At 72.9% G+C, this 21,453-nt stretch carries 20 protein-coding genes; 10 read left to right on the top strand and 10 right to left on the bottom strand.

The features are described 5' to 3' along the window. The first annotated feature begins 60 nt into the window (after positions 1-60). A complete protein-coding gene (locus BLW57_RS35555; protein WP_093479805.1) occupies positions 61-1,149 on the top strand; it encodes a glutamate--cysteine ligase 2 in 1,089 nt (362 codons plus the stop codon). Between the two features lie 9 nt (positions 1,150-1,158). Here the strand turns inward: BLW57_RS35555 and BLW57_RS35550 are convergent, their stop codons facing one another. Further along, positions 1,159-1,392 (bottom strand): DUF6480 family protein, encoded by a 234-nt coding sequence (locus BLW57_RS35550; RefSeq protein WP_093479804.1) that lies wholly within the window; start codon positions 1,390-1,392, stop codon positions 1,159-1,161. 150 nt (positions 1,393-1,542) lie between these two features. On the opposite strand from BLW57_RS35550, the gene BLW57_RS35545 reads away from it, so the two are divergent. From BLW57_RS35545 to BLW57_RS35530, 4 genes are all read left to right on the top strand, one after another. Beyond that, the gene (locus BLW57_RS35545) at positions 1,543-3,441 is read left to right on the top strand and encodes an AMP-dependent synthetase/ligase (RefSeq protein WP_093479803.1); all 1,899 of its coding nucleotides are present in this window, start codon (positions 1,543-1,545) and stop codon (positions 3,439-3,441) included. Between the two features lie 149 nt (positions 3,442-3,590). After that, positions 3,591-4,025, top strand: coding sequence for an ATP-binding protein (locus tag BLW57_RS35540; RefSeq protein WP_093479802.1), 435 nt, complete (start codon positions 3,591-3,593; stop codon positions 4,023-4,025). Positions 4,026-4,246: 221 nt separating this feature from the next. Beyond that, positions 4,247-5,623 carry an NAD(P)/FAD-dependent oxidoreductase gene (locus BLW57_RS35535; RefSeq protein ID WP_176985987.1) on the top strand — a complete coding sequence of 459 codons (1,377 nt, stop codon included), beginning with the start codon at positions 4,247-4,249 and terminating at the stop codon, positions 5,621-5,623. Positions 5,624-5,809: 186 nt separating this feature from the next. Further along, the gene (locus BLW57_RS35530) at positions 5,810-8,062 is read left to right on the top strand and encodes an FUSC family protein (protein ID WP_093479800.1); all 2,253 of its coding nucleotides are present in this window, start codon (positions 5,810-5,812) and stop codon (positions 8,060-8,062) included. A gap of 24 nt (positions 8,063-8,086) precedes the next feature. Here BLW57_RS35530 and BLW57_RS35525 read toward each other — a convergent pair whose 3' ends face one another. Together BLW57_RS35525 and BLW57_RS35520 are read right to left on the bottom strand one after the other, a co-directional pair. Beyond that, the gene (locus tag BLW57_RS35525) at positions 8,087-8,938 is read right to left on the bottom strand and encodes a SigB/SigF/SigG family RNA polymerase sigma factor (protein WP_093479799.1); all 852 of its coding nucleotides are present in this window, start codon (positions 8,936-8,938) and stop codon (positions 8,087-8,089) included. 232 nt (positions 8,939-9,170) lie between these two features. Continuing rightward, a complete protein-coding gene (locus BLW57_RS35520) occupies positions 9,171-9,602 on the bottom strand; it encodes an ATP-binding protein (protein ID WP_093479798.1) in 432 nt (143 codons plus the stop codon). A 125-nt stretch (positions 9,603-9,727) separates the two neighbouring features. Between BLW57_RS35520 and BLW57_RS35515 the strand changes: the two genes are divergently transcribed. After that, positions 9,728-9,970 carry a hypothetical protein gene (locus BLW57_RS35515; RefSeq protein ID WP_093481060.1) on the top strand — a complete coding sequence of 81 codons (243 nt, stop codon included), beginning with the start codon at positions 9,728-9,730 and terminating at the stop codon, positions 9,968-9,970. Between the two features lie 269 nt (positions 9,971-10,239). Further along, positions 10,240-10,698: a cyclic nucleotide-binding domain-containing protein gene (locus BLW57_RS35510; RefSeq protein WP_073894352.1), complete on the top strand. Its 459-nt coding sequence runs from the start codon at positions 10,240-10,242 to the stop codon at positions 10,696-10,698. A 40-nt stretch (positions 10,699-10,738) separates the two neighbouring features. On the opposite strand, the gene BLW57_RS35505 is transcribed toward BLW57_RS35510, so the two are convergent. Further along, positions 10,739-12,037, bottom strand: coding sequence for an MFS transporter (locus BLW57_RS35505; protein ID WP_093479797.1), 1,299 nt, complete (start codon positions 12,035-12,037; stop codon positions 10,739-10,741). Between the two features lie 83 nt (positions 12,038-12,120). Beyond that, positions 12,121-12,735 carry a LysE/ArgO family amino acid transporter gene (locus BLW57_RS35500; protein ID WP_093479796.1) on the bottom strand — a complete coding sequence of 205 codons (615 nt, stop codon included), beginning with the start codon at positions 12,733-12,735 and terminating at the stop codon, positions 12,121-12,123. Positions 12,736-12,801: 66 nt separating this feature from the next. Between BLW57_RS35500 and BLW57_RS35495 the strand changes: the two genes are divergently transcribed. Beyond that, complete coding sequence (locus BLW57_RS35495) at positions 12,802-13,689, top strand: LysR family transcriptional regulator ArgP (RefSeq protein WP_176985850.1); 888 nt, start codon at positions 12,802-12,804, stop codon at positions 13,687-13,689. Between the two features lie 335 nt (positions 13,690-14,024). Further along, complete coding sequence (locus tag BLW57_RS35490; protein WP_093479794.1) at positions 14,025-14,276, top strand: WhiB family transcriptional regulator; 252 nt, start codon at positions 14,025-14,027, stop codon at positions 14,274-14,276. A gap of 87 nt (positions 14,277-14,363) precedes the next feature. On the opposite strand, the gene BLW57_RS35485 is transcribed toward BLW57_RS35490, so the two are convergent. Genes BLW57_RS35485 through BLW57_RS35470 form a run of 4 tightly spaced genes read right to left on the bottom strand, consistent with a single transcriptional unit; the run spans position 14,364 to position 19,153 of the window. Next, positions 14,364-16,226 (bottom strand): sensor histidine kinase, encoded by a 1,863-nt coding sequence (locus BLW57_RS35485; RefSeq protein WP_093479793.1) that lies wholly within the window; start codon positions 16,224-16,226, stop codon positions 14,364-14,366. After that, positions 16,223-16,927 carry a response regulator transcription factor gene (locus tag BLW57_RS35480; RefSeq protein ID WP_093479792.1) on the bottom strand — a complete coding sequence of 235 codons (705 nt, stop codon included), beginning with the start codon at positions 16,925-16,927 and terminating at the stop codon, positions 16,223-16,225. The genes BLW57_RS35485 and BLW57_RS35480 overlap by 4 nt, the downstream gene beginning before the upstream one ends. Before the next feature lie 20 nt (positions 16,928-16,947). Next, positions 16,948-17,685 (bottom strand): L,D-transpeptidase family protein, encoded by a 738-nt coding sequence (locus BLW57_RS35475; protein ID WP_093479791.1) that lies wholly within the window; start codon positions 17,683-17,685, stop codon positions 16,948-16,950. A gap of 40 nt (positions 17,686-17,725) precedes the next feature. After that, on the bottom strand, positions 17,726-19,153 hold the full coding sequence (locus BLW57_RS35470; protein ID WP_093479790.1) for a M1 family metallopeptidase: 1,428 nt from the start codon (positions 19,151-19,153) through the stop codon (positions 17,726-17,728). A gap of 171 nt (positions 19,154-19,324) precedes the next feature. On the opposite strand from BLW57_RS35470, the gene BLW57_RS35465 reads away from it, so the two are divergent. Further along, positions 19,325-19,675, top strand: a complete 351-nt coding sequence (locus BLW57_RS35465) for a DUF488 domain-containing protein (RefSeq protein WP_176985849.1) — start codon at positions 19,325-19,327, stop codon at positions 19,673-19,675. 23 nt (positions 19,676-19,698) lie between these two features. Here BLW57_RS35465 and BLW57_RS35460 read toward each other — a convergent pair whose 3' ends face one another. Beyond that, on the bottom strand, positions 19,699-21,372 hold the full coding sequence (locus tag BLW57_RS35460; RefSeq protein WP_093479789.1) for an FAD-binding dehydrogenase: 1,674 nt from the start codon (positions 21,370-21,372) through the stop codon (positions 19,699-19,701). Positions 21,373-21,453: the final 81 nt, after the last annotated feature.

The following is a 21,453-nucleotide window of genomic DNA, read 5'->3' as shown; positions in this document are numbered from 1 at the left end:
TTCGGGGGTCGTAACGACCCGCGACTGCCCCTCGTGGCACTGGCAGAAGGGCGGCACCACGTGCGCACCGTCGGAGTGGAGGAGGAACTCCTCCTGGTGGATCCGGACACCGGCGATCCGCGGGCGCTTGCCGCGCCCGTCCTCGCCCGGGCGGCCCAGGACGATCCCGGCCAGGACGTCTTCGAGAAGGAGCTGTTCGGGCAGATGCTGGAGTTCGCCACGCATCCGCAGGCGGACATGGCGGACCTGGGGGACGAGATCGTCCGCTGCCGCAAGGAGGCGGCCCGGCACGCCGGCGAGATCGGGTGCGCGGTCGCCGCGCTGGCCTCGTCCCCCCTGCCCGTCAGCCCCTCCCTCAGCATGAACGAGCGGTACCGGTGGCTGGCCGAGCGGTACGGGATACCCACGTGGGAGCAGCTCGTGTGCGGCTGCCACGTCCATGTGTCGGTGGAGTCCGACGAGGAGGGCGTCGCCGTCCTGGACCGGATCCGCCCGTGGCTGGCGGTGCTCCGCGCGATCAGCGCCAACTCCCCGTTCTGGGAGGGCCAGGACACCGGCTACGGCAGCTACCGCAGCCGGGTGTGGAACCGCTGGCCGTCGGCCGGTCCCACGGAGCCGTTCGAGACCGCCGAGCGCTATCACCGGCGGGTGGCCGACATGGTCGCCACGGGGGCCATCCTGGACGAGGGCATGGTCTACTTCGACGCCCGGCTGTCGGCCCGCTACCCCACGGTGGAGATCCGGGTGGCCGACGTCTGCCTGTGCGCGAACACCGCCGTGCTGATCGCCACGCTCAGCCGCGCCCTCGTGGAGACCGCCGCGCGGGACTGGCGGGCGGCACGGCCGGCGCCGGACCCCAGCGTGAGCCTGCTCAGGCTGGCGGACTGGCAGGCCGCCCGGTTCGGTCTGGAGGGCGACCTGCTGGACCCGGTGACGCTGCTGCCGAAGCCTGCCGAGCAGGTCGTGCGTTCCCTGCTGGAGCACTGCGGGGACGCGCTCACCGGCAGTGGCGACGCGGACCGCGCCGACCGGGCCGTCCGGGAACTGCTGCGCACCGGGAACGGCGCCCGTGAGCAGCGCCGGCTCCTGGCCCGCACCGACAGTCTCCGCGACGTCGTCACCGGGTGCGTCCGGCTCACCCAGGCCTGAGCGGCGCGCTCACAGGATCAGCACCAGGGCGTACACCAGGAAGAAGGCCGCGATCAGGGCGACGAGGACGAGGATCAGCGTCATCGGCGCCTTGGCCCAGCCCCGGCTCCGCGCTTGCGGCTCCCTGGGCCCGGCCTCGGGCATGCTGCTCTCGGCGGGCGGCGTCTCGCCCGGCGGGACGCCTCCTCCGGGTTCCAGCCCTGTGGTGCGTTCGGGTTCCGGATCGGGGTTCACATGGCTCATGCCTGCCGAGTCCCCAGGACACGCCCACATCATCAGCCGATCACGACTTCGGCGTTCCCGTCACCGAACGCGGTCACCTGGGCTACATTCGAGCACCGCCGACACCGAGCCGTTCGGCGGCGTGACCCTCCGTACACCCGGGAGCAGCGCATGCGGGACGTCGCCCTCGCTCCAGACGTCACCTCGCCGATCGCCGGCGGCCTCGCCGACAGCGTCTTCGACCTCGCGGACCGTGATCCGACCCTGCCCCTCCTCGCGCGCCGCGCGGACCCCGCGGCCACCGTGTGGGAGGAGGTGACCGCGGTCGAGGTGCGGGACGAGGTGACCGACCTGGCCAAGGGGCTGGTCGCCGCCGGGATCTCGCCCGGGCACCGGGTGGCCCTGATGGCCCGTACCCGCTACGAGTGGACGGTGCTCTGCCACGCGCTGTGGGCCGTCGGCGCCGAGGTCGTGCCGATCCATCCGACGTCGGCGCGGGAGCAGGTCGAGTGGATCCTGCGGGACGCCGGCTGCGTGGCCGTGGTCGTCGAGGACGAGCAGGGCGTGATGACCGTGGGGACCGTGTGCACCCGGCTGCCGCGGCTGCGGCACGTCTGGCAGCTCGACGCGGGCGCGCTGCGGGAACTCACCGAGCGGGGCGGGGTCGTGCCGTACACGACCGTGGAGTCGCTGCGCCGGATCGTGCTGCCGGACTCCACGGCGGCCATCGTGTACACCTCCGGCACCTCGGGACGCCCGCTGGGCTGCGCGCTGAGCCACCGCGGGCTCGCCTACCCCTGTGACGTCCTGCTGGCCGGGTGGCTGCACACCGCGGCCCCGCCGGGCGAACAGCCGTCGGTGTTGGCCTTCCTGCCGTTCTCGCACGTCTACGGCATCATGATCATGCTGACGTGTGTGCGCGGCGGGGTCCTGATGGCGCACGAGCCGGAGATGACCGAGGCAGCCCTGTCCTCGGCGCTGACCACGTTCCGGCCGACGTACCTGTACGGGGTGCCGTCGGTGTTCGAGAAGCTGTACAAGAATTTCCTGCGCGCCGCCGAACAGGCGGGCCGGGGCGCGTTGTTCCAGCGGGCCGCGCAGACCGCGCGGGACTTCGCCGCGGCCGAGGAACGCCGTCGGCTGGGCGGCGGCGCGGGGCCCGGGTTCGACCTCAGACTGCAACACGCCCTGTACGAGCGGACGGTGTACCGCCGACTGCGCGCGGCCCTCGGCGGCAGGGTGCTGCGCGGCACCTCCGGCGGCTCCTCCCTCAGCCGCGAACTGTCCCTGTTCTACGAGGGCATCGGCGTGTACGTCCACGACGGTTACGGACTCACCGAGTCCTCCGGCGGGATCACCATGCAGCCGCTGGGCCGGGAGAAGTCGGGGACGGTGGGCCGGCCGCTGCCGGGCACCGACGTCCACGTGGCCGACGACGGGGAGATCCTGGTACGGGGGCCGTCGGTGTTCCAGGGCTACGTCAGCGACGAGGGGGCCACCCGTTTCGCGCTGCGCGGTGGCTGGCTGGCCACCGGGGACATCGGGCGGCTGGACTCCGAGGGCTATCTGACGATCACCGGGCGCAAGAAGGACATCATCGTCACCAGCGGCGGAAAGAGCGTGGCCCCGGCCCCGCTGGAGCAGCGGTTGCGCATGCATCCACTGGTCCACCAGGCGGTGGTGATCGGCGACGACCGGCCCTGTGTGGGCGCTCTGATCACCCTGGACCCGGAGTTCCTGACGCACTGGCGGGCCGTGCTGGCGCTGCCGGGCGATCTGCCGGGCCGTGAGGCGCGGGAGGAGAACGCGCTGCGGGAGGAGCTCGCGCGGGCCGTGGCCTCGGCGAACAGCGCGGTGTCCCGGGCGGAGTCCATCCGGGTCTACCGGGTCCTGCCGGAGCCGTTCGCCCCGGACAACGGACTGCTCACTCCGTCGATGAAACTGCGCAGGGACGCTATCGTGCGGCACTGCGCCGCAGAGATCGAGGCGATGTACGAGGCCCGGTCGCAGGCCCGGAGGGGGCCTCGGGAGCAGGCCGACTGGGACGAGCCGGACGACGTCTTCCGCTGATCGGGTGCGATCCTCCCGAACACCGGGCACGGGTGAACGGATAGCCTGTGCCGCTGTGGGAACCCGCCACACACGAGGAGATCAGCAACGACGACCTCCTGGTCGGAGGGGTTCGAAAATCCCTTGCCGCCGGGACCGGAGAATGCGAGATGGCGACGGAGCCGCGTTGGGACGACACACCTCCTGCGGAGGAGACGTACGAGCGTACGTTCTCCTTCGCGGGTGAGCTGCGCAACGTCACGGAGGCGCGGTCCGCCGCGGAGGACTTCCTCGGCGTCCTGGCCGGCAGCGCCCCGCCGGGCGCGCACGAGTACTGGGACGACATCCTGCTGGTCGTCACCGAGCTGGCCGCCAACGTGATCCAGTACGCGCCCGGGCCGTTCGACCTGCGGATGCGCCGCACCTTCGACGGAGTGCACGTCACGATGCGCGACACGAGCACGACCAAGCCTGAGCCGCGCCCCTTCCACCCGCGCACGGGCGGCGGCGGCATCGGCTGGCATCTGGTGCACACGCTGTGCACCCAGGTCAGCGTCGTCGTACACGACCACGGCAAGGACATCCACGTCTTCCTGCCCTGGTGACACCGCGGCGCTCCGGCGGATCCGACGCGTGTACGACGTGTATCCGTCCGACAACCGGTTACTCCGTGCCGAGTGGGGGCATGCTGGTGCCCACGCGTTCGTCTGCCTGCCGCACCCCCGCTGGCGGAACGGCTGGGATCACGGTGGGATCGGTGTTGGTGCGCAGCGATCCGGGGCACGCGAACGGCGTCAAGTCGGACCGCCTGGAGCCGCAGAAAGGGATGAACACCGTGACACGACCCAGGATCCTGGTGGTTGGCGCGGGCTTCGCCGGAGTCGATTGCGTCCGCCGCCTGGAGCGGAAGCTGTCCCCGGACGAGGCCGCCGTCACCCTGGTGACGCCCTACGCCTACCAGCTCTATCTGCCGCTGCTGCCCCAGGTCGCCTCCGGCGTGCTGACGCCGCAGTCGATCGCCCTCTCGCTGCGCCGCAGCAAGAAGTACCGCACCCGGATCATTCCGGGCGGCGCCATCGGTGTGGACCTGAAGGCCAAGGTGTGCGTCATCCGCACCATCACCGACAAGATCGTCGACGAACCGTACGACTACATCGTGCTGGCGCCGGGCAGCGTGACCCGGACCTTCGACATCCCCGGGCTGACCGAGCACGCCTTCGGGATGAAGACCCTCGCCGAGGCCGCGTACGTCCGTGACCACGTCATCTCGCAGCTCGACCTCGCGGACGCCAGCGACGACCCGGCCGAGCGGGCAGCCCGTCTGCAGTTCGTGGTCGTCGGCGGCGGCTACGCCGGCACCGAGACCGCCGCCTGCCTGCAGCGGCTGACGCACGCCGCCGTACAGCGCTACCCGCGGCTGGATCCGGGCCTGATCAAGTGGCATCTGATCGACATCGCGCCCAAGCTCATGCCGGAGCTGGGCGACAAGCTCGGCCGCAGCGCTCAGGAGATCCTCAAGCGGCGCGGCATCGACGTCTCGCTCGGCGTGTCGATCGACAAGGCGACTGGCGAGGAGGTCACGTTCACCGACGGCCGGGTGGTGCCGACGCACACGCTCATCTGGACGGCGGGTGTGGTCGCGAGCCCGCTGATCGCCACGCTCGGCGCGGAGACGATCAAGGGCCGGCTGGCGGTGACCGCCGAGATGTGCCTGCCGGGCCACGACGGGGTGTTCGCGCTCGGGGACGCGGCCGCCGTGCCCGACGAGGCGAAGGGCGTGCCGGGCGCGGTCTGCCCGCCCACCGCACAGCACGCCATGCGGCAGGGCCGCAAGGTCGCCGACAACGTCATCGCGACCCTGCGCAACCAGCCGATGGCGCCCTACGTGCACAAGGACCTGGGCCTCGTCGTCGACCTCGGCGGCAAGGACGCGGTGTCCAAGCCGCTCGGCATCGAACTGCGGGGTCTGCCCGCCCAGCTGGTGGCCCGCGGCTACCACTGGGGGGCGCTGCGCACCAATGTCGCCAAGGCCCGCGTGATGACCAACTGGCTGCTGAACGCGGTGGCGGGCGACGATTTCGTCCGCACCGGCTTCCAGGCCCGCAAGCCGGCCCGGCTGAAGGACTTCGAGTTCACCGACTCGTACCTGACGCCGGAGCAGGTGCGGGCCCGGGTGGAGGGCAAGGCGCTCGAGCAGTCGTGAGCTGACGCGGACCGGCGGGAGGCCGCCGACCCTTTCCACCGGGCCGGCGGCCTTCCGCGGTGCCGGCGTCCCGCGGGTCACGGCAGCGCGCCGGGCCCGGCGACCCCGGCCGACGACGGGCGGCCCGGCCACTCGTGCCATGCTGGGTCGTAGATCGTTCGACGGCACGGGAGAGAGCACGACAGCGTGAGGCAAGCGGTTCGGTCCGGGTGGGCACGTACATGGGACCGGCTCGCCGCGTCCGATCCGGGGCTGCTCAGACTCACCGCGGGGCTGCGCACGGTCGCCGCCATCGCCCTCACGCTGGCCGTGCTCGGGCTGCTGCGAGTGCCGACACCCCAGTTGGTCGCCGGCGCGATCGCAGCTATGGTCTCGACCTTCGCCATCCGGGAGAAGGAGCGCTCGGGCCAGGCCGTCACGCTCGCGCTCGGCCTGCCCGTGGCGCTCACCTCGGTGTCGCTCGGCGCGCTGCTGAGCCAACGGGTCGTCGCGGGCGACCTGTTCTTCGTGGCCCTCATCTTCTGCGCCGTCTACAGCCGCCGCTTCGGCGACCGCGGCACGGCACTGGGCCTGATCGGCTTCCAGGTCTACTTCCTCTCCCTGTTCGTGGGTGCCGCCCCGGCGTCGCTGCCCGCGCTCTACGGCGTGCTCACGGTGGCGTTCGTGTGCAGCGCCGTCGTCCGGTTCGTCCTGCTGCCGCAGACCCCGACGGGCACCCTGGACCGGCTGCGGCGCGCCTTCCGCGCCCGGCTCGGCCAGCTGATCGCCAGTCAGGTCGAGCTGCTGGACGCGGGACCCGGCGACGTGGAGAAGGTCCTGGAGGACCTGCGCACCCGCACGGCCCGGCTGCACGAGACGGCGCTGATGATCCAGGGGCGGCTGGAGGACGGCACCTCCGACGAGGCGACGGCACGGCTGCTGCAGCGCAGGATCGCGGACGCGGAGATCGCCGCCGAGCGGCTGGGGCTGTTGCTGCTCACCGCGCGCAGTGCCGAGCGGACGGACACCCTGACCCTGCACCTGCCCGGCGCTCCCCTGCCGACGGGCGGCGAGCTGCCCGTGCGGGACGAGGCGACCACCGTGCTGCGCCGGGACCTCGAGGCGCTGCGGCTGCTGGTGCTGCGGCCGCTGGGCGAGGCGTCGGGGACGGCGCTGGCGCACATGCGCAACCAGCTGCTGGGCTACCGCGAGGAGGAGAACCTGCCGAAGGCCGCCCCGGCCGTGCAGGACGTCTTCCGCGGCCTCGGTGAGGCGGCGCGGGCCGTGCTCGGCCTGCGGACCGCGCTGGAGGGGCCGCAGGACGAGTCGGACGACACGCCGGCGACGGCCCGCTCCCGGGAGGAACTGGAGGCCGAGGACGCCGCGATCGAGAGCAGCGAGGAGGACGAGCCGAAGGAGCCGGAGCCGACCGGGCTCGGCCGGCCCACCACCCGGGCCGCCGTGCAGGTGGCGATCGGTTCGGCGCTGGCCATCGCGGGCGGTGAACTGCTGTCCAGCCAGCGCTGGTACTGGGCGGTACTGACCTGCTGGATCGTGTTCATCAACACCGCGTCCACCGGGGAGATCCTGGTGAAGGGCTACCGGCGGCTGCTGGGCACGATGCTCGGCGTGGTGGCCGGCATCCTGCTGGCCGGGCTGGTGGGGAACCACACCTGGACGGCGTTCGGGCTGGTGCTGCTGTTCGTCTTCGCGATGTTCTACACCGCACCGCTGTCGTACACGCTGATGTCGTTCTTCGTCACGGCGATGCTGGGACTGCTGTACACCCTGCTGAACACGTACACGCTGGCGGTGCTGGTGCTACGGGTGGAGGAGACGGCGCTGGGCGCGGCCTGTGGGGTGTTCGCGGCGGCACTGGTGCTGCCGATCCACACCGACCGCCGGACCAACGAGCTCCTCGTGACGGTCCTGGAGCGGCTCGCCGACGTCACCCGGGGCGCCGTGGAGCAGTTGAGCGGCGGCACCGGCGCCGATCTGGTGGAGCAGGCCCGGGAGCTGGACCAGGCGCTGGCGGACCTGCGCGCGGCCATCCAGCCGCTGACGCATCCGATCACTCCGATGCGCGCCCGCCGGGCCACCGCACGGTACGTGGTGGCGCTGCTGGAGACGTGCGCCTACCACGCGCGTTCGCTCGCGGCCACGGCCGAGCTGCTGCCGACGCATCCGACGATCGCGGCGGACCCCCGGCTGCGCCAGGCGTGCGGGCGGATCGTGCACAACATCGAGGCGATCGCCGGCCACGTGGCGGATCCGCGGTCCGAGGCCCGGACGCGGACCGGCCCCAGCATCGCGTCGATGCTGGAGCCGGGAACCCTGCGCACTCCGCGCTACGGGCGGGTGACCGACCGGGTGCTGCGCCATCTGCAGCGGCTGGACGAGGCGGTGTCCGGTCTGGGGCGGCCACTGGGTGTCAGCACGGCGGCGCAGCCGGCAAAGTGACACCGCGGAGGCGGGCGGCGGGCTTCATACGGGTCCGTCGCCGCCCGCGCGGCGGCCCATCGCCTCGTCGCGGACGCGGGCGCAGCTGCGGCTGATGAGCCGGGAGACGTGCATCTGGGAGATGCCCAGCTGGTCGGCGATCCGGCTCTGCGTCATGTCCTCGAAGAAGCGCATGTAGAGGATCGCCCGTTCGCGTTCGGGCAGGCGGCGCAGCCCCTCCTTGGCGGCCTCGCGGTCGACCACGACGTCGTAGGAGGTGTCGGACGCGCCGAGGGTGTCGGCGAGGCTGTAGCCGTCGTCGCCCGAGGAGAGTTCGGCGTCCAGGGAGAGGGTGCTGAAGCTCTCCAGCGCCTCCATGCCCGCGGTCACCTCCTCCTCCGTGAGCCCGGTGTGCGCGGCGACGGCGGCGGTCGTGGGTTCGGGGCTGCCCGGGTGCTGGGTCAGTTCCCGGCGGGCGACGCGCACCTTGTTGCGCAGCTCCTGCACCCGGCGCGGCACCCGCAGGGCCCACATCCGGTCGCGGAAGTGCCGCTTGACCTCTCCGGTGATGGTCGGCACGGCGTAACTCTCGAAGGCTCCCCGGGACGGGTCGAACCGGTCGATCGCCTTCACCAGCCCGAGCGCGGCCACCTGGCGCAGGTCCTCGACGGACTCGCCGCGGTCGCGGAAGCGGCCGGCGATCCGGTGGGCCATGGGCAGCCAGGCGTTGACGAGTTCGTCGCGTGCGGCGTCCCGCTCGGGGCCGTCCTCCAGCTCCGCAAGCCGGGCGAACAGCTCCGCGGTGTCGGGGGCGTCGTCGTGGCTCCGCCGGGCGGGGGCCGCGGCGGTGGTCGTGGCGGGCGTGCCGGAACGGCTCGTCGACAGGTCGGTCAGCATGCGGATCGCTCCTGAACGGGTTTCAGGGCACGGGCGGAACACAGGTTCCGGGTCTCGGCCCGAACGGTGGTGTCAGGGTTCGCCCCGGGTGACAACCACCTGGCCCGCCGGAAGGGGGCCCAGGCGGTCGTGCAGCTCCCGCTGGGCGCGCGCCTCCGGTCCGAAGCACGAGATTCCGTCTGCCCCCCGGCCCTGGCGGCAAACGCCGGTGAGCGGAACTTCGCCGACCGCTTCAGTCGAGCGGTACGACGGCGGTGATGCGCTTGCCGCCGAAGGGCAGCTCGGCGACCCTGACGTCCCGCGCCAGCCGGCAGATGATGGGCCAGCCGCGGCCGTGCGGCAGGCAGCGGCCGTGCTCGTCCGCGGTCGCGAGCGCCACGGGGACCTCATCGCTGCCGTCGCTCACCGAGACCCGTACGCCGTGGGAGTCGACGTCCACGTCGAAGCCGGTGATGCCGCCGCCGTGCAGGATGGCGTTGGTCGCGAGCTCCGAGGTGACCAGCAGGGCGTCCTCCATGGCCTTCGGAGCGCATTGCACGGCCCGGGCCCGGCACCCTTCGGTGACCGCCGACCGTACCGTTCTGCGCGCGTCGGCCGGCCGGCACGGCAGCGGACGCGGTTCCCTCGGTGCGGCGATGGCGCCGGCCCGGTGGTTGTCGCGCATCCCTTCCTCCTCGAACGCTGCCCGGAATGGTGTGGTCCCTCCTCTGTCGGCTGACCTCTGTGGGCGGGGTCAAACACGGTCGGCGTGGTTGTCATCACCCGGGCCCGGCCGGGTAGGCGGTGGTCATGACCGATGTCGTGGACGCGGACGAGTTGTTGCGGCGTATCCAGCGGGGCCGCGAGCGTGCCGCCGATGAGGAACGTGCCTGGCGGGAGCGCGCGCAGAGCCTGACGGCCACCGATCCGGACGGCGCCCGGGAGGCGGCGGACCGGGCCCGGGCGTACGAGGCGGTGCAGCTGGTCCTGGAGGAGATCGTGAACCCTGGCGCGGCCCCGCCGACTACTGGCGGAGTGAGGCAGGTCACATGAGGCGTGTCCGATTACCGGTTAGTACGCCAGATGGTTTATCGTTCATACATACGTGATGCCGGAGCGGACCGGAACCGTCCTTCCTCCCTCCTCGCGCGTCACCGCATACGGCCCTGGCTGGTCTCCCCCGTCCAGCCAGGGCTTTTTGCCGTCCGCGGCAGGGCGGACGGGCCGGGGCGGGCGTCCTTCGAGGTGCCCGGGGCGGCCGTAGCGGCTGAAATGGGCTTGAGCACCGCACCCCATCCGCCGCCGGCGAGGAGCCCCGCGCCATGACCAAAGCGATCAAACTGCTCACGGCCCTGCCCCAGCCCCAGCGGGAGCGCCTGATGGAGCTGGCCAAGGAGGTGTCCTTCGCGGAGGACAGCCGCATCTTCGAGGCGGGCGGCACGGCCGACCGGTTCTGGGTGATCCGCTCGGGCGCGGTCCACCTGGACCAGCAGGTCACCTCCCGGCAGCGGGTGACCGTCGCCTCGCTCGGCGCCGGCGACATGCTCGGCTGGTCCTGGCTGTTCCCTCCGTACGAGTGGGACTTCGGCGCGGTCGCCTTCAGCAACGTACGGGCCTACGAGTTCGACGGGCCCTCGGTGCTGGCGCTGTGCGTGGAGGACCCGCTGCTGGGCCTCTCCGTGGTGCGCACGGTGGCCGAGATCCTCGCCCACCGCCTGGAGACCACCCGCGGCAAGCTGATGGACCAGTACACGTCCCGCCGCCGCAGCGGACCCCTCTGAGCGGGGTCCGCCGTCCTCCTGGTCAGTCGGCCGATCCCCGTCAGATCCGGTACCGGCGCAGTGCCGGCATGGCGAAGGCCAGCGTCAGCATGGCGGCGACGACCAGGACGCCGCCGCCCGCGACGGCGGCGCGGGGGCCGAAGGCGGAACCCGCGGTCCCGTGCAGCACGTCGGCCAGGCGCGGACCGCCGGCGACGACGACCGTGAACACGCCCTGCATCCGGCCGCGCATCTCGTCGGTCGCCGCGGACAGCAGGATCGCCCCGCGGAACACCATCGAGACCATGTCCGCGACACCGGCCGCCGCGAGGAAGGCCATGGCGATCCACAGATTGCCGCTCAGGCCGAACCCGGCGATGGCCACGCCCCAGCCGACCACCGCCCCGATGACCATCCAGCCGTGGCGGCGGGCCCGCGAGAACACGCCCGAGAACAGACCGCCGAGCACCGCGCCCACCGGGATGCCCGCGAACAGCACGCCGAGCGCCAGACCTTCGCCGTAGGAGCCGTACGTCTGCGCGGCGAGTTCCGGGAACAGCGCCCGGGGCATGCCGAAGACCATGGCGACGATGTCGGCGAGGAAGGAGAGCAGCAGCACCTTGCGCAGGAGGAGGTAGCGGAACCCCTCCCCGATCTCGCGCAGCCCGGCCCGGCGCGCGGCGGGGCCGCCGAGCGGCGGCAGCGCGGGCAGCCGGTACACCGCCCACAGGGTCGCGCAGAGCGCCAGGGCGTCGATCAGGTACAGCTCGGGCAGCCCGATGACGGGTATGAGGGCGCCGGCCAGCAGCGGGCCCGCCACCAGTCCGGTCTGCATCACCGTGGAGCCGAGGGCGTTGGCGGCGGGCAGTTGCGCGGGCGGGACGAGACGGGCGACGGAGGCGCTGCGGGCCGGGGAGTTGAGGCCGAAGAACGCCTGCTGCACGGCCAGGAGCACCACCAGGACGACGACCGAGTCCAGCCCTGTGAGGGCCTGCGCCCAGAACAGCAGTGAGGTCACCGCGATACCGCCGTTGGTGACCAGCAGCAGCTTGCGGCGGTCCACGGTGTCCGCGACGGCTCCGCCCCACAGCGCGAAGGCCACCATGGGCACGAGGCCCGCGAGGCTCGCGTAGCCGACCCAGGCCGAGGAGTGCGTGATGTCGTAGATCTGCTTGGGCACGGCCACGGCGGTGAGCTGACTGCCCACGGCGGTGACGATCGTCGACGACCACAGGCGCCGGAAGGCGGGGACACGCAGGGGACGGGTGTCCATCGCCCAGCGGCGCCAGCCGCGCCCCGGCGGGGCCTCGGCCGCCGGCGTGTCGGTGTCGGTGCCGGTACTGCTCTCGCTCGTGTCCACGGATGTCCTGGTTGCTCGTTACATCTTTTCTCTTCGCGAGCCTAACCATCTCAGGAACCCCCGTGCACAGCGACCCCGTGGTCTCAGGATCCGATGACGAGCATCGCTCCCAGCGCCAGCATGGTCACGGCGACGAGGCCGTCCAGCACCCGCCAGGATCCGGGCCGCGCCAGGAACCGGCCGAGCAGCCGGGCCCCGAAGCCGAGCGCGGCGAACCAGCACAGGCTGGCGGCCGCCGCCCCGAGCCCGAAGGTCCAGCGCAGCGGACCCCGGTCGGCGGCGAGGGAGCCGAGCAGGAACACGGTGTCCAGGTAGACGTGCGGGTTGAGCCAGGTCATCGCGAGGCAGGTGAGCACCGCCCGCCGGCGGGAACCGGCCGCCTCGCCGTCGGTCCGCAGCCCGGTACCGGGCCGGAGCACCCGGCGTGCGGCGAGGGCGCCGTAGCAGAGGAGGAAGGCACCGCCGACGACGCCGACCGCCTCGAGCGCGCCGGGCCAGGCCACCACGACCGCCCCGACGCCGCCGACGCCGAGCGCGATGAGCAACGCGTCGGACAGCGCGCAGATGCCGACCACGGCGAGGACGGCGTCGCGGCGCACCCCCTGCCGCAGGACGAAGGCGTTCTGGGCGCCGATGGCGACGATGAGGGACAGGCCGGTGCCGAATCCGGCGACCGCGGCGGTAAGGGCGTTGCTCATGCGCTCGACGCTACGGACCGGCGCTCGGCAAGTACAGCTAAAGATTTTTACGTATCCTTAGCGTTCGTGATGACGGAGCTTCCCCTGGAGCAGGTGCGGACCCTGCTCGCCGTGGTCGACGAGGGCACCTTCGACGCGGCGGCCGCGGCCCTGCACGTGACGCCGTCAGCCGTCAGCCAGCGGGTCAAGGCCCTGGAGCAGCGGACCGGCCGGGTACTGCTCCAGCGCACCAAACCGGTGCGCCCCACGGAGTCGGGCGCGGTGCTGGTGCGGTTCGCCCGGCAGCTCGCCCGGCTGGAGCGGGACGCCCGGGGCGAGCTGGGGCTGAGCGGCGCCGGGGAGCCGACCCGGGTGTCCGTCGCGGTGAACGCCGACTCGCTGGCGACCTGGTTCCTGCCGGCGCTGCCCCGGGTCGCGGGACTCTGCTTCGAACTGCACCGGGAGGACGAGGACCACACGGCGGCCCTGCTGCGGGAGGGGCTGGTGATGGCGGCGGTGACCTCGTCGGCCGAGCCGGTCCCCGGCTGCACGGTCCGCCCGCTGGGCCGGATGCGCTATCTGCCCGTCGCGGCACCGGAGTTCACCCGCGACCGGCTGGACGGCCGGCCGCTGCAGGACGCGCTGTCCGAGGCTCCCGTCGTGGCCTTCGACCGCAAGGACGACTTCCAGGACGGCTTCGTACGCCGGCTCGGCGGGGTGTCCGCGGGATCGTCACGGCATCTGGTGCCCACCTCGGAGGGCTTCGTGGCCGCGGTCGCCGCGGGGCTCGGCTGGGGCATGGTCCCCGAAGCCCAGGCCGTCCCGCTGCTCGACGAGGGGCGGCTGGCCCTGATCGATCCCGGGGAGTGGGTGGATGTCACGCTCCACTGGCAGCAGTGGCGGCTCGACTCCCCCGCGCTCGCGGCGCTGGCGGACTCGGTGGCGCAGACGGCGGCGCGGGCGCTGCGCCGCTGAACTCCGTCCCGTCCGCACGGGCTCCCTCGGGCCCGCCGCGCAGTACGGTGGTCGCGCGCCGGCGGACGGCCGGCGCCCGCCCCCCCGTGCGGCGCCCCGGATTCCCTGCCCCGGTGCCCGGCAGGGCACAGGCTTTCGGACCCCGAAGTCCCCTCCCCCGGCCTGTCGATCGCGCCCGGCACCCCCGAAGGTCGCAGGCGTGCCCGTGCCCGGATCGCGGTCCGCGCCGGATTCCCTGCCGGTTGCGTCGTTTCACACCGCCCCGACCGGTCACCCGAACCCGAGTACGCACAACTGGACCACGAACCACCTCGATGCGAATCCAGGAGACTTCGATGGAGAACTGGCGCACCGACGCCGCGTGCCGTAACGAGGACCCCGATCTGTTCTTCCCCATCGGCACCACCGGACCCGCTCAGGTGCAGGCCCAGCAGGCGAAGGCGGTGTGCGGGCACTGCCCCGTCCGGGAGCAGTGCCTGGACTGGGCGCTGGACACGGGCCAGAGCATCGGCATCTGGGGCGGCACGACCGAGCTGGAACGCCGTGCGCTGCGCCGCCGCGCCCGCTCGCGGCCGCGTTCCGGCTGAACCGGCACCGCGGTGGGGGCTCGGCACGCCTGTGGGCGCCGGGCCCCCTTTCGCTGCTTGCGTGCCGGTCCGGCGAGCCCCCTGTCGTCAGGGCTCCTCCCGCGGCGGCCTCGTGGCCGGCAGCCGCAGGGTGAGGACCGCGCCCTCACCGGGCTCGCCCCCCGCCTCGGCCGTACCGCCGTGGGCCGCCACCAGGTGACGGACGATCGGCAGGCCGAGGCCGCTGCCCCCGGTGCGGCGGCTGCGGGACTTCTCCGCCCGCCAGAACCGTTCGAAGACGTGCGGCAGATCCTCGGCCGCGATGCCCGGGCCGGTGTCGGTGACGGTGAGGACGACCTCGTCCCCGTCCCGGCGCGCGGCGAGTGCGACGGTGCCGTCGGCGGGGGTGTGGCGCAGCGCGTTGGAGACCAGGTTGCCGAGGGCCTGGCGCATCCGCACCGGGTCGGCGTCCAGCCAGGCGGCGGGGTCGGCCTCGGTGCGCAGTGTGACCCCGGCCGCGTCGAAGGCGACCCGGTGGACGGCGGCGACCTGGTCGAACAGGTCCCCGGCGCGCAGCGGTTCGCGGTGCAGGCGCAGGGTGCCGGCGTCGGCTGCGGCGAGGTCCTGCAGGTCGTCGATGATCCGCTGGAGGACCAGCGCCTCTTCGTGCAGGGAGTCCAGCAGGGCGGGTTCGGGCTCGACGACGCCGTCGCGGACGACCTCCAGCCAGCCGCGGATGTTGGTGAGGGGGCTGCGCAGCTCGTGCGCGATGTCGCTGACCATCGCCTTGCGCTGAGCCTCCAGGCGGGCGCGGCGCTCGGTCAGGTCGTTGAAGGCCTCGGCGAGGATGCCGGTCTCGTCCCGGGTGGTGACCGGTACCCGTACGTGCAGTTCGGGCGGGGCTCCGGCGGCCTCGGTGAGTGCGCGCAGGGGCCGTACCAGCCGCACGGCGACGACGGCCGTCACGGCGACGGTCACGGCGAGGACCAGACCCGCGGCGCCGACCACCTTGGCCTTGTTGGCCGGGGACATGTCGAACCGGGAGGGCGTCTGGTCGCCGATGCCGAGGAACAGCTCGGTCACCGGGGCCACGTACGGCTCCAGCTGGGTGCGGCGGGCGGCCAGGATGCAGTGCTGGGCCGTCCTCGCGACCTCGCCCTTCTTCAGGGCGGCGTACTTGGCGAGCAGGTATCCGCCGCCGAAGGGGTCCTTCCCGCTGGGGTCGAAGGTGAGGAAGAGGCGTCCGCCGAAGTCCAGCCCGGCCTGTCGCAGACAGGGCCGGGCGAGTTCCGAGAGGGTGCCGATGGCCTTCTCCTCGGTCGGGGTGGGGATGTTCAGCCGCCCGTCCTCGCACTCCGTCGCGCCGTAGTCGGCCGCGTCGGTGCCGTCGCCGAGGGTGACCACCGGCCGCCCGTTCGCCATCCGTTCGACGGCGGGCTGGAGTCCGTGGCGTGCGAAGCACTGCTTGCGCCGGGCGGCCAGTGCCTCCAGCTTCCGGCGTTCCTTCACCGGCAGCCGGTAGGGGCCCACCACACGGGGGTCGATGCCGCTGAGCTGGGCGCCGGACTCGGTGTAGGTGTCGGTGCGCAGCGGGTCGACGGTGGCGGCGGGCCGGGGCGGCAGCGGGGTGCCGCGCGGCGCGGAGTCGGCGACGAGGGTCCGGTCCGCGGTGGTGAGGGCGATCCGGCGTCCGGTCCTGGCGGCCAGGTCCCGCACGGTGTGCCGGACGTCCGCCCAGTCCGCGTGGGTGGCGGCGTAACCGCTCAGCTGCGCGAGGATGCTGTTGTCGGCGGCGAGGTCCTGGCCCTGTTCCTCCTTCAGGGCGCTGGTGGTGGTGGTCACCGCGAGCCAGGCGGTGGCGGCCACCGAGCAGACCGCGATCAGGGCGGAGACGAACAGCAGGCGCACGAGGAGCCGTTTGCGCAGCGGTATCCGGCGTCCGCGCCGGCCGTCCGGTGCCCGGCGCCTCACGGCCGGGCACCGCTCAGCTTGTAGCCGACGCCGAACACGGTGAGCAGCCGGGACGGTCTGCGCGGGTCGGCCTCGATCTTCCGGCGCAGGTTCATGATGTGCACGTCGACGGCCCGTTCGGTGGAGGCCCGGTCGAGGCCGCGCGTGCACTGCAGCAACTGCCGCCGGGTGAACACCCGGTCGGGTTCCCCGGCCATGGCCAGCAGGATCTGGAACTCCGCCGGTGTGCACTCCACCGGTACGCCGTCGCGCCGCACCTCGTACCGTACCGGGTCGACGCTGATCCCGGCGGCCTGGACCACGGGGCCCTCGTCCCGGGTGCCGCCGCCCCGCCCGCCGCGCCTGAGGACCGTGCGGATGCGGGCCATCAGCTCGCGCGGGCTGTACGGCTTGGTCATGTAGTCGTCGGCGCCCAGTTCGAGGCCGAGCAGCACGTCGTCCTCGGCGGAGCGGGCGGTGAGCATCACCACGGGGATGTCCGGGTCCTCGCCGCCGCGCAGCACCCGGCAGACACCGAAGCCGTCGACGACCGGCAGCATCAGGTCGAGGACGACCAGGTCGGGTCTGAGGCGGCGGACGGCGTCGAGGGCCGCCGCGCCGTCGTGCACCACCGTGGCGGTGTGTCCCTCGGCCAGGAGGGAGCGGCGGATCAGTTCGGCCTGCTTCTCGTCGTCCTCGGCGACCAGTACATGTGCGCACACGAGTGCGGATCCTAGGCCGCTCAGCCGGCGAGCCAGTCGGCGTACCCCATGACGACGACCGGGTGCCGGTGCGGGTCGAGGGTGCGCAGGAGTTCCTTCATGTGCGCCTTGGCGACGCTGACGCAGCCGTGCGTGGGCCCGCCGTGGTCGACGTGCAGCCAGACGCCCCCGCCCCGGGCCGGGCCCAGGGGGCGGGTCCAGTCGAGGGGCGAGGTGCCGCGCCTGCGGTTGTAGTCGATGGCGACGACGTAGTCGAAGGACCCGTCGAGCGGTTCGCCCTCGAAGCCGGTGCCGGGCGAGTGGAATCCGCCGGAGTGGTGGTACGGCAGCCTGCTGCCGGGGTCCGCGAGCAGGCCGCCGGCGTCGGAGAGGGTGTAGACCCCGAGCGGGGAGCGCAGGTCGCCGGAGAGGTGGTGGGCGCTCCAGCCGCGCAGCGCGTTGTGGCCCGGCCAACGGGGGCCCGGCTGCCAGCCGGTGGCGGAGCGCTGGTGCAAAACGACCGTGCACAGCGGGGAGTTCCGGCCGCGTCCGGTGACGACGACGGCCTGCTCGCAGCGGTCCGGTATCGCCGCCGACCGCTCGGGGCCGAGGCCGGGTATGCCCTGCGGAGCCTGTTCCGCCGTGATCTCGGGGACGGGGGTGTCCGTGGGCGCCGGACGCCCGGTCGGCGTCCGGCGCTCGGTCGCCTCGGCTCCGCCGCAGCCGGTGAGCAGCAGCGGGGAGGCGAGGAGTGCGACGGCGGTTCGGCGTTGGATCATGGGTCGACCTTGGCCGACAGTTGTTTGGAACCGGTCAGGTTCAGGCGCCGGTCGGCTTGCCCTTCGTGTACAGCCAGGTGTGGAACAGAGCGTCCAACGGCTTCCCCGACTTCTCCTCGGCAAGCCTCACGAACTGTGCGGTCGTGCCGTGTCCGCCGCCGTGCGCGGCCGTCCAGGCGCGCAGGATCCGGAAGAACGTCACGTCGCCGACGGCACGCCGCAGTTCGTGCAGGGTCATCGCGCCACGGGCGTAGACGGGGCTGCCGAAGAGGTTCCCGCCGTTGCCCGGGTTCCCGGGCGGGTAGGCCCACAGGTCGTCGCCCGCGGGGCGGGCGTAGAGGGCGTCGAAGGTCTTCTGGGCGCTGGGGCCGCCGTGTTGCTCGGCGTAGAGCCACTCGGCGTAGGTGGCGAAGCCCTCGTTGAGCCAGATGTCCTTCCAGGCCGTCAGGGACACCGAGTCGCCGAACCACTGGTGGGCGCTCTCGTGCACGAGGGTGCTCAGGTCGGGCGCGGAGTCGTAGAGGGGCCGGGTCTGGGTCTCCAGGGCGTAGCCGACGTCCGGGGCGTGGTCGACGATCGATCCGGCGGCCCGGAACGGGTACGGCCCGAACAGCTTGCTCTCCCAGGCGAGGACGGCGGGCAGCTTCTTCAGCACCGGTGCGGCCGCCCGCGCCTCGCGCGGGTCGACGGCGTTGTAGACCTGTATGCCGTCGGGGGTGGTGTACTGCTCGACCTTGAACGTGCCGACGGTGGCGGTCGCCAGGTAGGCCGCCATGGGGCGGGTCTCGCGCCAGCGGAAGGTGGTGCGTCCGTGCGCGGTGCTCCGCCCGAGCAGACGGCCGTTGGCGACGGCGGTGCGTCCCTTGGGCACGGTGATCGTGAAGTCGTACGACGACTTGTCCTTCGGGTGGTTGTTCGCCGGGAACCAGGTCATCGCGCCCTGTGGCTCGCCCGCGACGAACGCGCCGTCGTCGGTGGGGATCCAGCCGTCCGCCGAGCCGTCCGGGTCGGTGACCGGCTTCGGGGTGCCGTGGTAGGCGACGGTGACACGGAAGGACCGGCCCGCGGGCAGGGCGTGGCGCGGGGTGACGACGAGTTCCTGGCCGGAGCGGCGGAAGGCCGCCGCGGTGCGGTCGACGGTGACCGAGGTGACCTTCAGGCCCTTGAGGTCGAGGTCGAAGCGGGTGAGCCGCTGGGTGGCGCGGGCGGTGAGCACGGCCTTGCCGTCGAGCCGGCGTTCCCGGGTGTCGTAACGGAGCGTCAGGTCGTAGTGGCCGACGTGGTAGCCGCCGTTGCCGGCGAGCGGGAAGTACGGGTCGCCGGCGCCGGACGTTCCGGTGGTGCTCGCCGCCGCGGGCCCGGCGGCGGAGAGGAGTGCCGCTATCGCGACGGGAACGGTGGCGAGGACCGCCTCACGGCGGAGCCCGGCGGTCCGGCGTCGGGCGGGCTGTCTGCTCGGTGGCGTCACGGGCGCTCCTGAAAAGGGGGTGGCTGATGATCGACTGACCGCCAGACTAGGGGCGCCGGGGGCCTGTTTTCCCCCTTGTTCAGGTCAAGTCACGCCGCGTCGCCGCCCGGTGGGCCGGGCTGTTCGCAGTAGGCTCGCGGGACCGTCCGCGAGCCGAGGAAGGGCCCGACCGTGAGCGTGAGCGTGCGCCGGATCTACGAACCGCCCGAGCCGGACGACGGACTTCGGGTCCTGGTCGACCGGCTGTGGCCGCGCGGCCTCGCCAAGGAGGCGGCCCACGTGGACGAGTGGCCGAAAGGGCTCACCCCGTCGACCGAGCTGCGCCAGTGGTACCACGCGGGCGAGGGCTCGTACGACGAGTTCCGCCGCCGCTACGAGGCGGAACTCGACGCCCCCGAGCCCGCCGAACTGCTCGACGGCCTCAGGAAGTCGGCCCGCGAGGGGCACGTGACCCTGCTGACGGCGTCGAAGAACCCGGACTCGAGCCATGCGCACGTGCTGGCGGGGCTGCTGGAGGGCTGAGGCCCCCCGGCGGCCGGTCCGGGTCAGCCCGTCTGGCGGGCCGCGTGCCGGCCCGCGGCGCGTCCTGAGAAGAGACAGCCACCGAGGAAGGTGCCCTCCAGGGCGTTGTAGCCGTGGACCCCGCCGCCGCCGAAGCCGGCCACCTCGCCCGCCGCGTACAGTCCGTCGATGGCGGTGCCGTCGGTGCCGAGGGCCCGGGAGTCGAGGTCGGTCTGGATGCCGCCGAGGGTCTTGCGGGTGAGCACGTGCATCCGCACGCCGATCAAGGGGCCGGCCGCCGGGTCCAGGATGCGGTGGGGCGCGGCCACCCGGCCCAGCCGGTCGCCGATGTAGCGGCGGGCGTTGCGGATGCCCTGGACCTGAGCGTCCTTGCTGTAGGGGTTGGCCATCTGCAGGTCGCGGGCCTCGATCTGGCGGCGGACCTCGGCCGCTTCCAGCAGCGGCTTGCCGGTCAGGTCGTTCATCTTGCCGACCAGCTGCTCCAGGGTGTCCGCGGTGACGAAGTCCGCGCCCTTGTCGAGGAAGGCCTGCACCGGGCCGGGGGCGCCCTTGCCGAGCAGCCGGTCGCGCAGCACGGCCTTGCGGTCCTTGGCGGTGATGTCCGGGTTCTGCTCGGAGCCGGAGAGCGCGAACTCCTTCTCGATGATCTTCCGGGTGAGGACGAACCACGAGTGGTCGTACGCGGCGATGTCCTCGGTGGTGCGCAGGTACTTGAGGGTGTTCAGGGTGTCGTAGCCCGGCAGGCAGGGGTCGGGCAGCCGGCGGCCGAGCGCGTCCAGCCAGATGGAGGACGGGCCGGGCAGGATGCGGATGCCGTGGCCGGGCCAGACGGGGTTCCAGTTCTGCAGGCCCTCGGTGTAGTGCCACATCCGGTCCCGGTTGACCAGCCGTACGCCGGCCTCGGCGCTGATGTCGAGCATCCGGCCGTCGACGTAGGCGGGGACGCCCGTGACCATCTCGGCGGGGGGTGTGCCGAGGCGTTCGGGCCAGTAGCGGCGGACGATGTCGTGGTCGGCGCCGATGCCGCCGGTCGTGACGATCACGGCCTGGGCGGTGAGGGCGAAGTCGCCGATCCGGTCGCGGTTGGAGGCGACGCCGCGGGGTGCGTCGTCGGCGGCGAGGAGCGTGCCGCGCACTCCGCGGGCGGCGCCGTCCTCGATGACGAGCTCGTCGACCCGGTGGCGGTGGTGGAAGGTCAGCAGCCCGTCCCGGGCGGCCTGCCGGGCGTGTCCGACGAAGGGTTCGACGACCCCGGTACCGGTGCCCCAGGCGACGTGGAAGCGGGGTACGGAGTTGCCGTGCCCGTCCGCGCGCAGGTCGCCGCGCTCGGCCCAGCCGACGGTGGGCAGCAGCTCGATGCCGTGCCCCTGGAGCCAGGTCCGCTTCTCACCGGCCGCGAACTGGACGTAGGCGCGGGCCCAGCGCACGGCCCAGGAGTCCTCGTCCTCCAGCCGGTCGAATCCCGCGCTGCCGCGCCAGTCGTTCCAGGCCAGGTCGAAGGAGTCCTTGATGCCGAGGCGGCGCTGCTCCGGGGAGTCGACGAGGAAGAGCCCGCCGAAGGACCAGAACGCCTGGCCGCCGAGGTTGGCGGCGTTCTCCTGGTCGACCAGGGCCACCCGGCGGCCCCGGCTGGTGAGTTCGTGCGCCGCGACGAGGCCGGCGAGGCCCGCTCCGACGACGATGACGTCCGCGTCCATGGCGTCTGTGTCCTTCCTGACGGTGCTCGGAGTGAGGGCTCGGAGCGAGGGGGTTCGGAGTGGGGGGCTCGGGGAGGGGGT

The organism is Streptomyces sp. 1222.5, from assembly GCF_900105245.1.
GTDB lineage: Bacteria > Actinomycetota > Actinomycetes > Streptomycetales > Streptomycetaceae > Streptomyces > Streptomyces albidocamelliae.
The sequence above is the reverse complement of the archived record's forward strand: the minus strand, read 5'-3'. Positions and strand labels throughout refer to the sequence as shown.

Coding starts and splice junctions, on each gene's coding strand:
- BLW57_RS35540 (WP_093479802.1), top strand. CDS start 3,591: ATGGCGACGGAGCCGCGTTGGGACGACACACCTCCTGCGGAGGAGACG.
- BLW57_RS35460 (WP_093479789.1), bottom strand. CDS start 21,372: ATGGACGCGGACGTCATCGTCGTCGGAGCGGGCCTCGCCGGCCTCGTC.
- BLW57_RS35475 (WP_093479791.1), bottom strand. CDS start 17,685: ATGATCCAACGCCGAACCGCCGTCGCACTCCTCGCCTCCCCGCTGCTG.
- BLW57_RS35535 (WP_176985987.1), top strand. CDS start 4,247: ATGAACACCGTGACACGACCCAGGATCCTGGTGGTTGGCGCGGGCTTC.
- BLW57_RS35490 (WP_093479794.1), top strand. CDS start 14,025: ATGGAGAACTGGCGCACCGACGCCGCGTGCCGTAACGAGGACCCCGAT.
- BLW57_RS35500 (WP_093479796.1), bottom strand. CDS start 12,735: ATGAGCAACGCCCTTACCGCCGCGGTCGCCGGATTCGGCACCGGCCTG.
- BLW57_RS35515 (WP_093481060.1), top strand. CDS start 9,728: ATGACCGATGTCGTGGACGCGGACGAGTTGTTGCGGCGTATCCAGCGG.
- BLW57_RS35520 (WP_093479798.1), bottom strand. CDS start 9,602: ATGCGCGACAACCACCGGGCCGGCGCCATCGCCGCACCGAGGGAACCG.
- BLW57_RS35525 (WP_093479799.1), bottom strand. CDS start 8,938: ATGCTGACCGACCTGTCGACGAGCCGTTCCGGCACGCCCGCCACGACC.
- BLW57_RS35545 (WP_093479803.1), top strand. CDS start 1,543: ATGCGGGACGTCGCCCTCGCTCCAGACGTCACCTCGCCGATCGCCGGC.
- BLW57_RS35510 (WP_073894352.1), top strand. CDS start 10,240: ATGACCAAAGCGATCAAACTGCTCACGGCCCTGCCCCAGCCCCAGCGG.
- BLW57_RS35550 (WP_093479804.1), bottom strand. CDS start 1,392: ATGAGCCATGTGAACCCCGATCCGGAACCCGAACGCACCACAGGGCTG.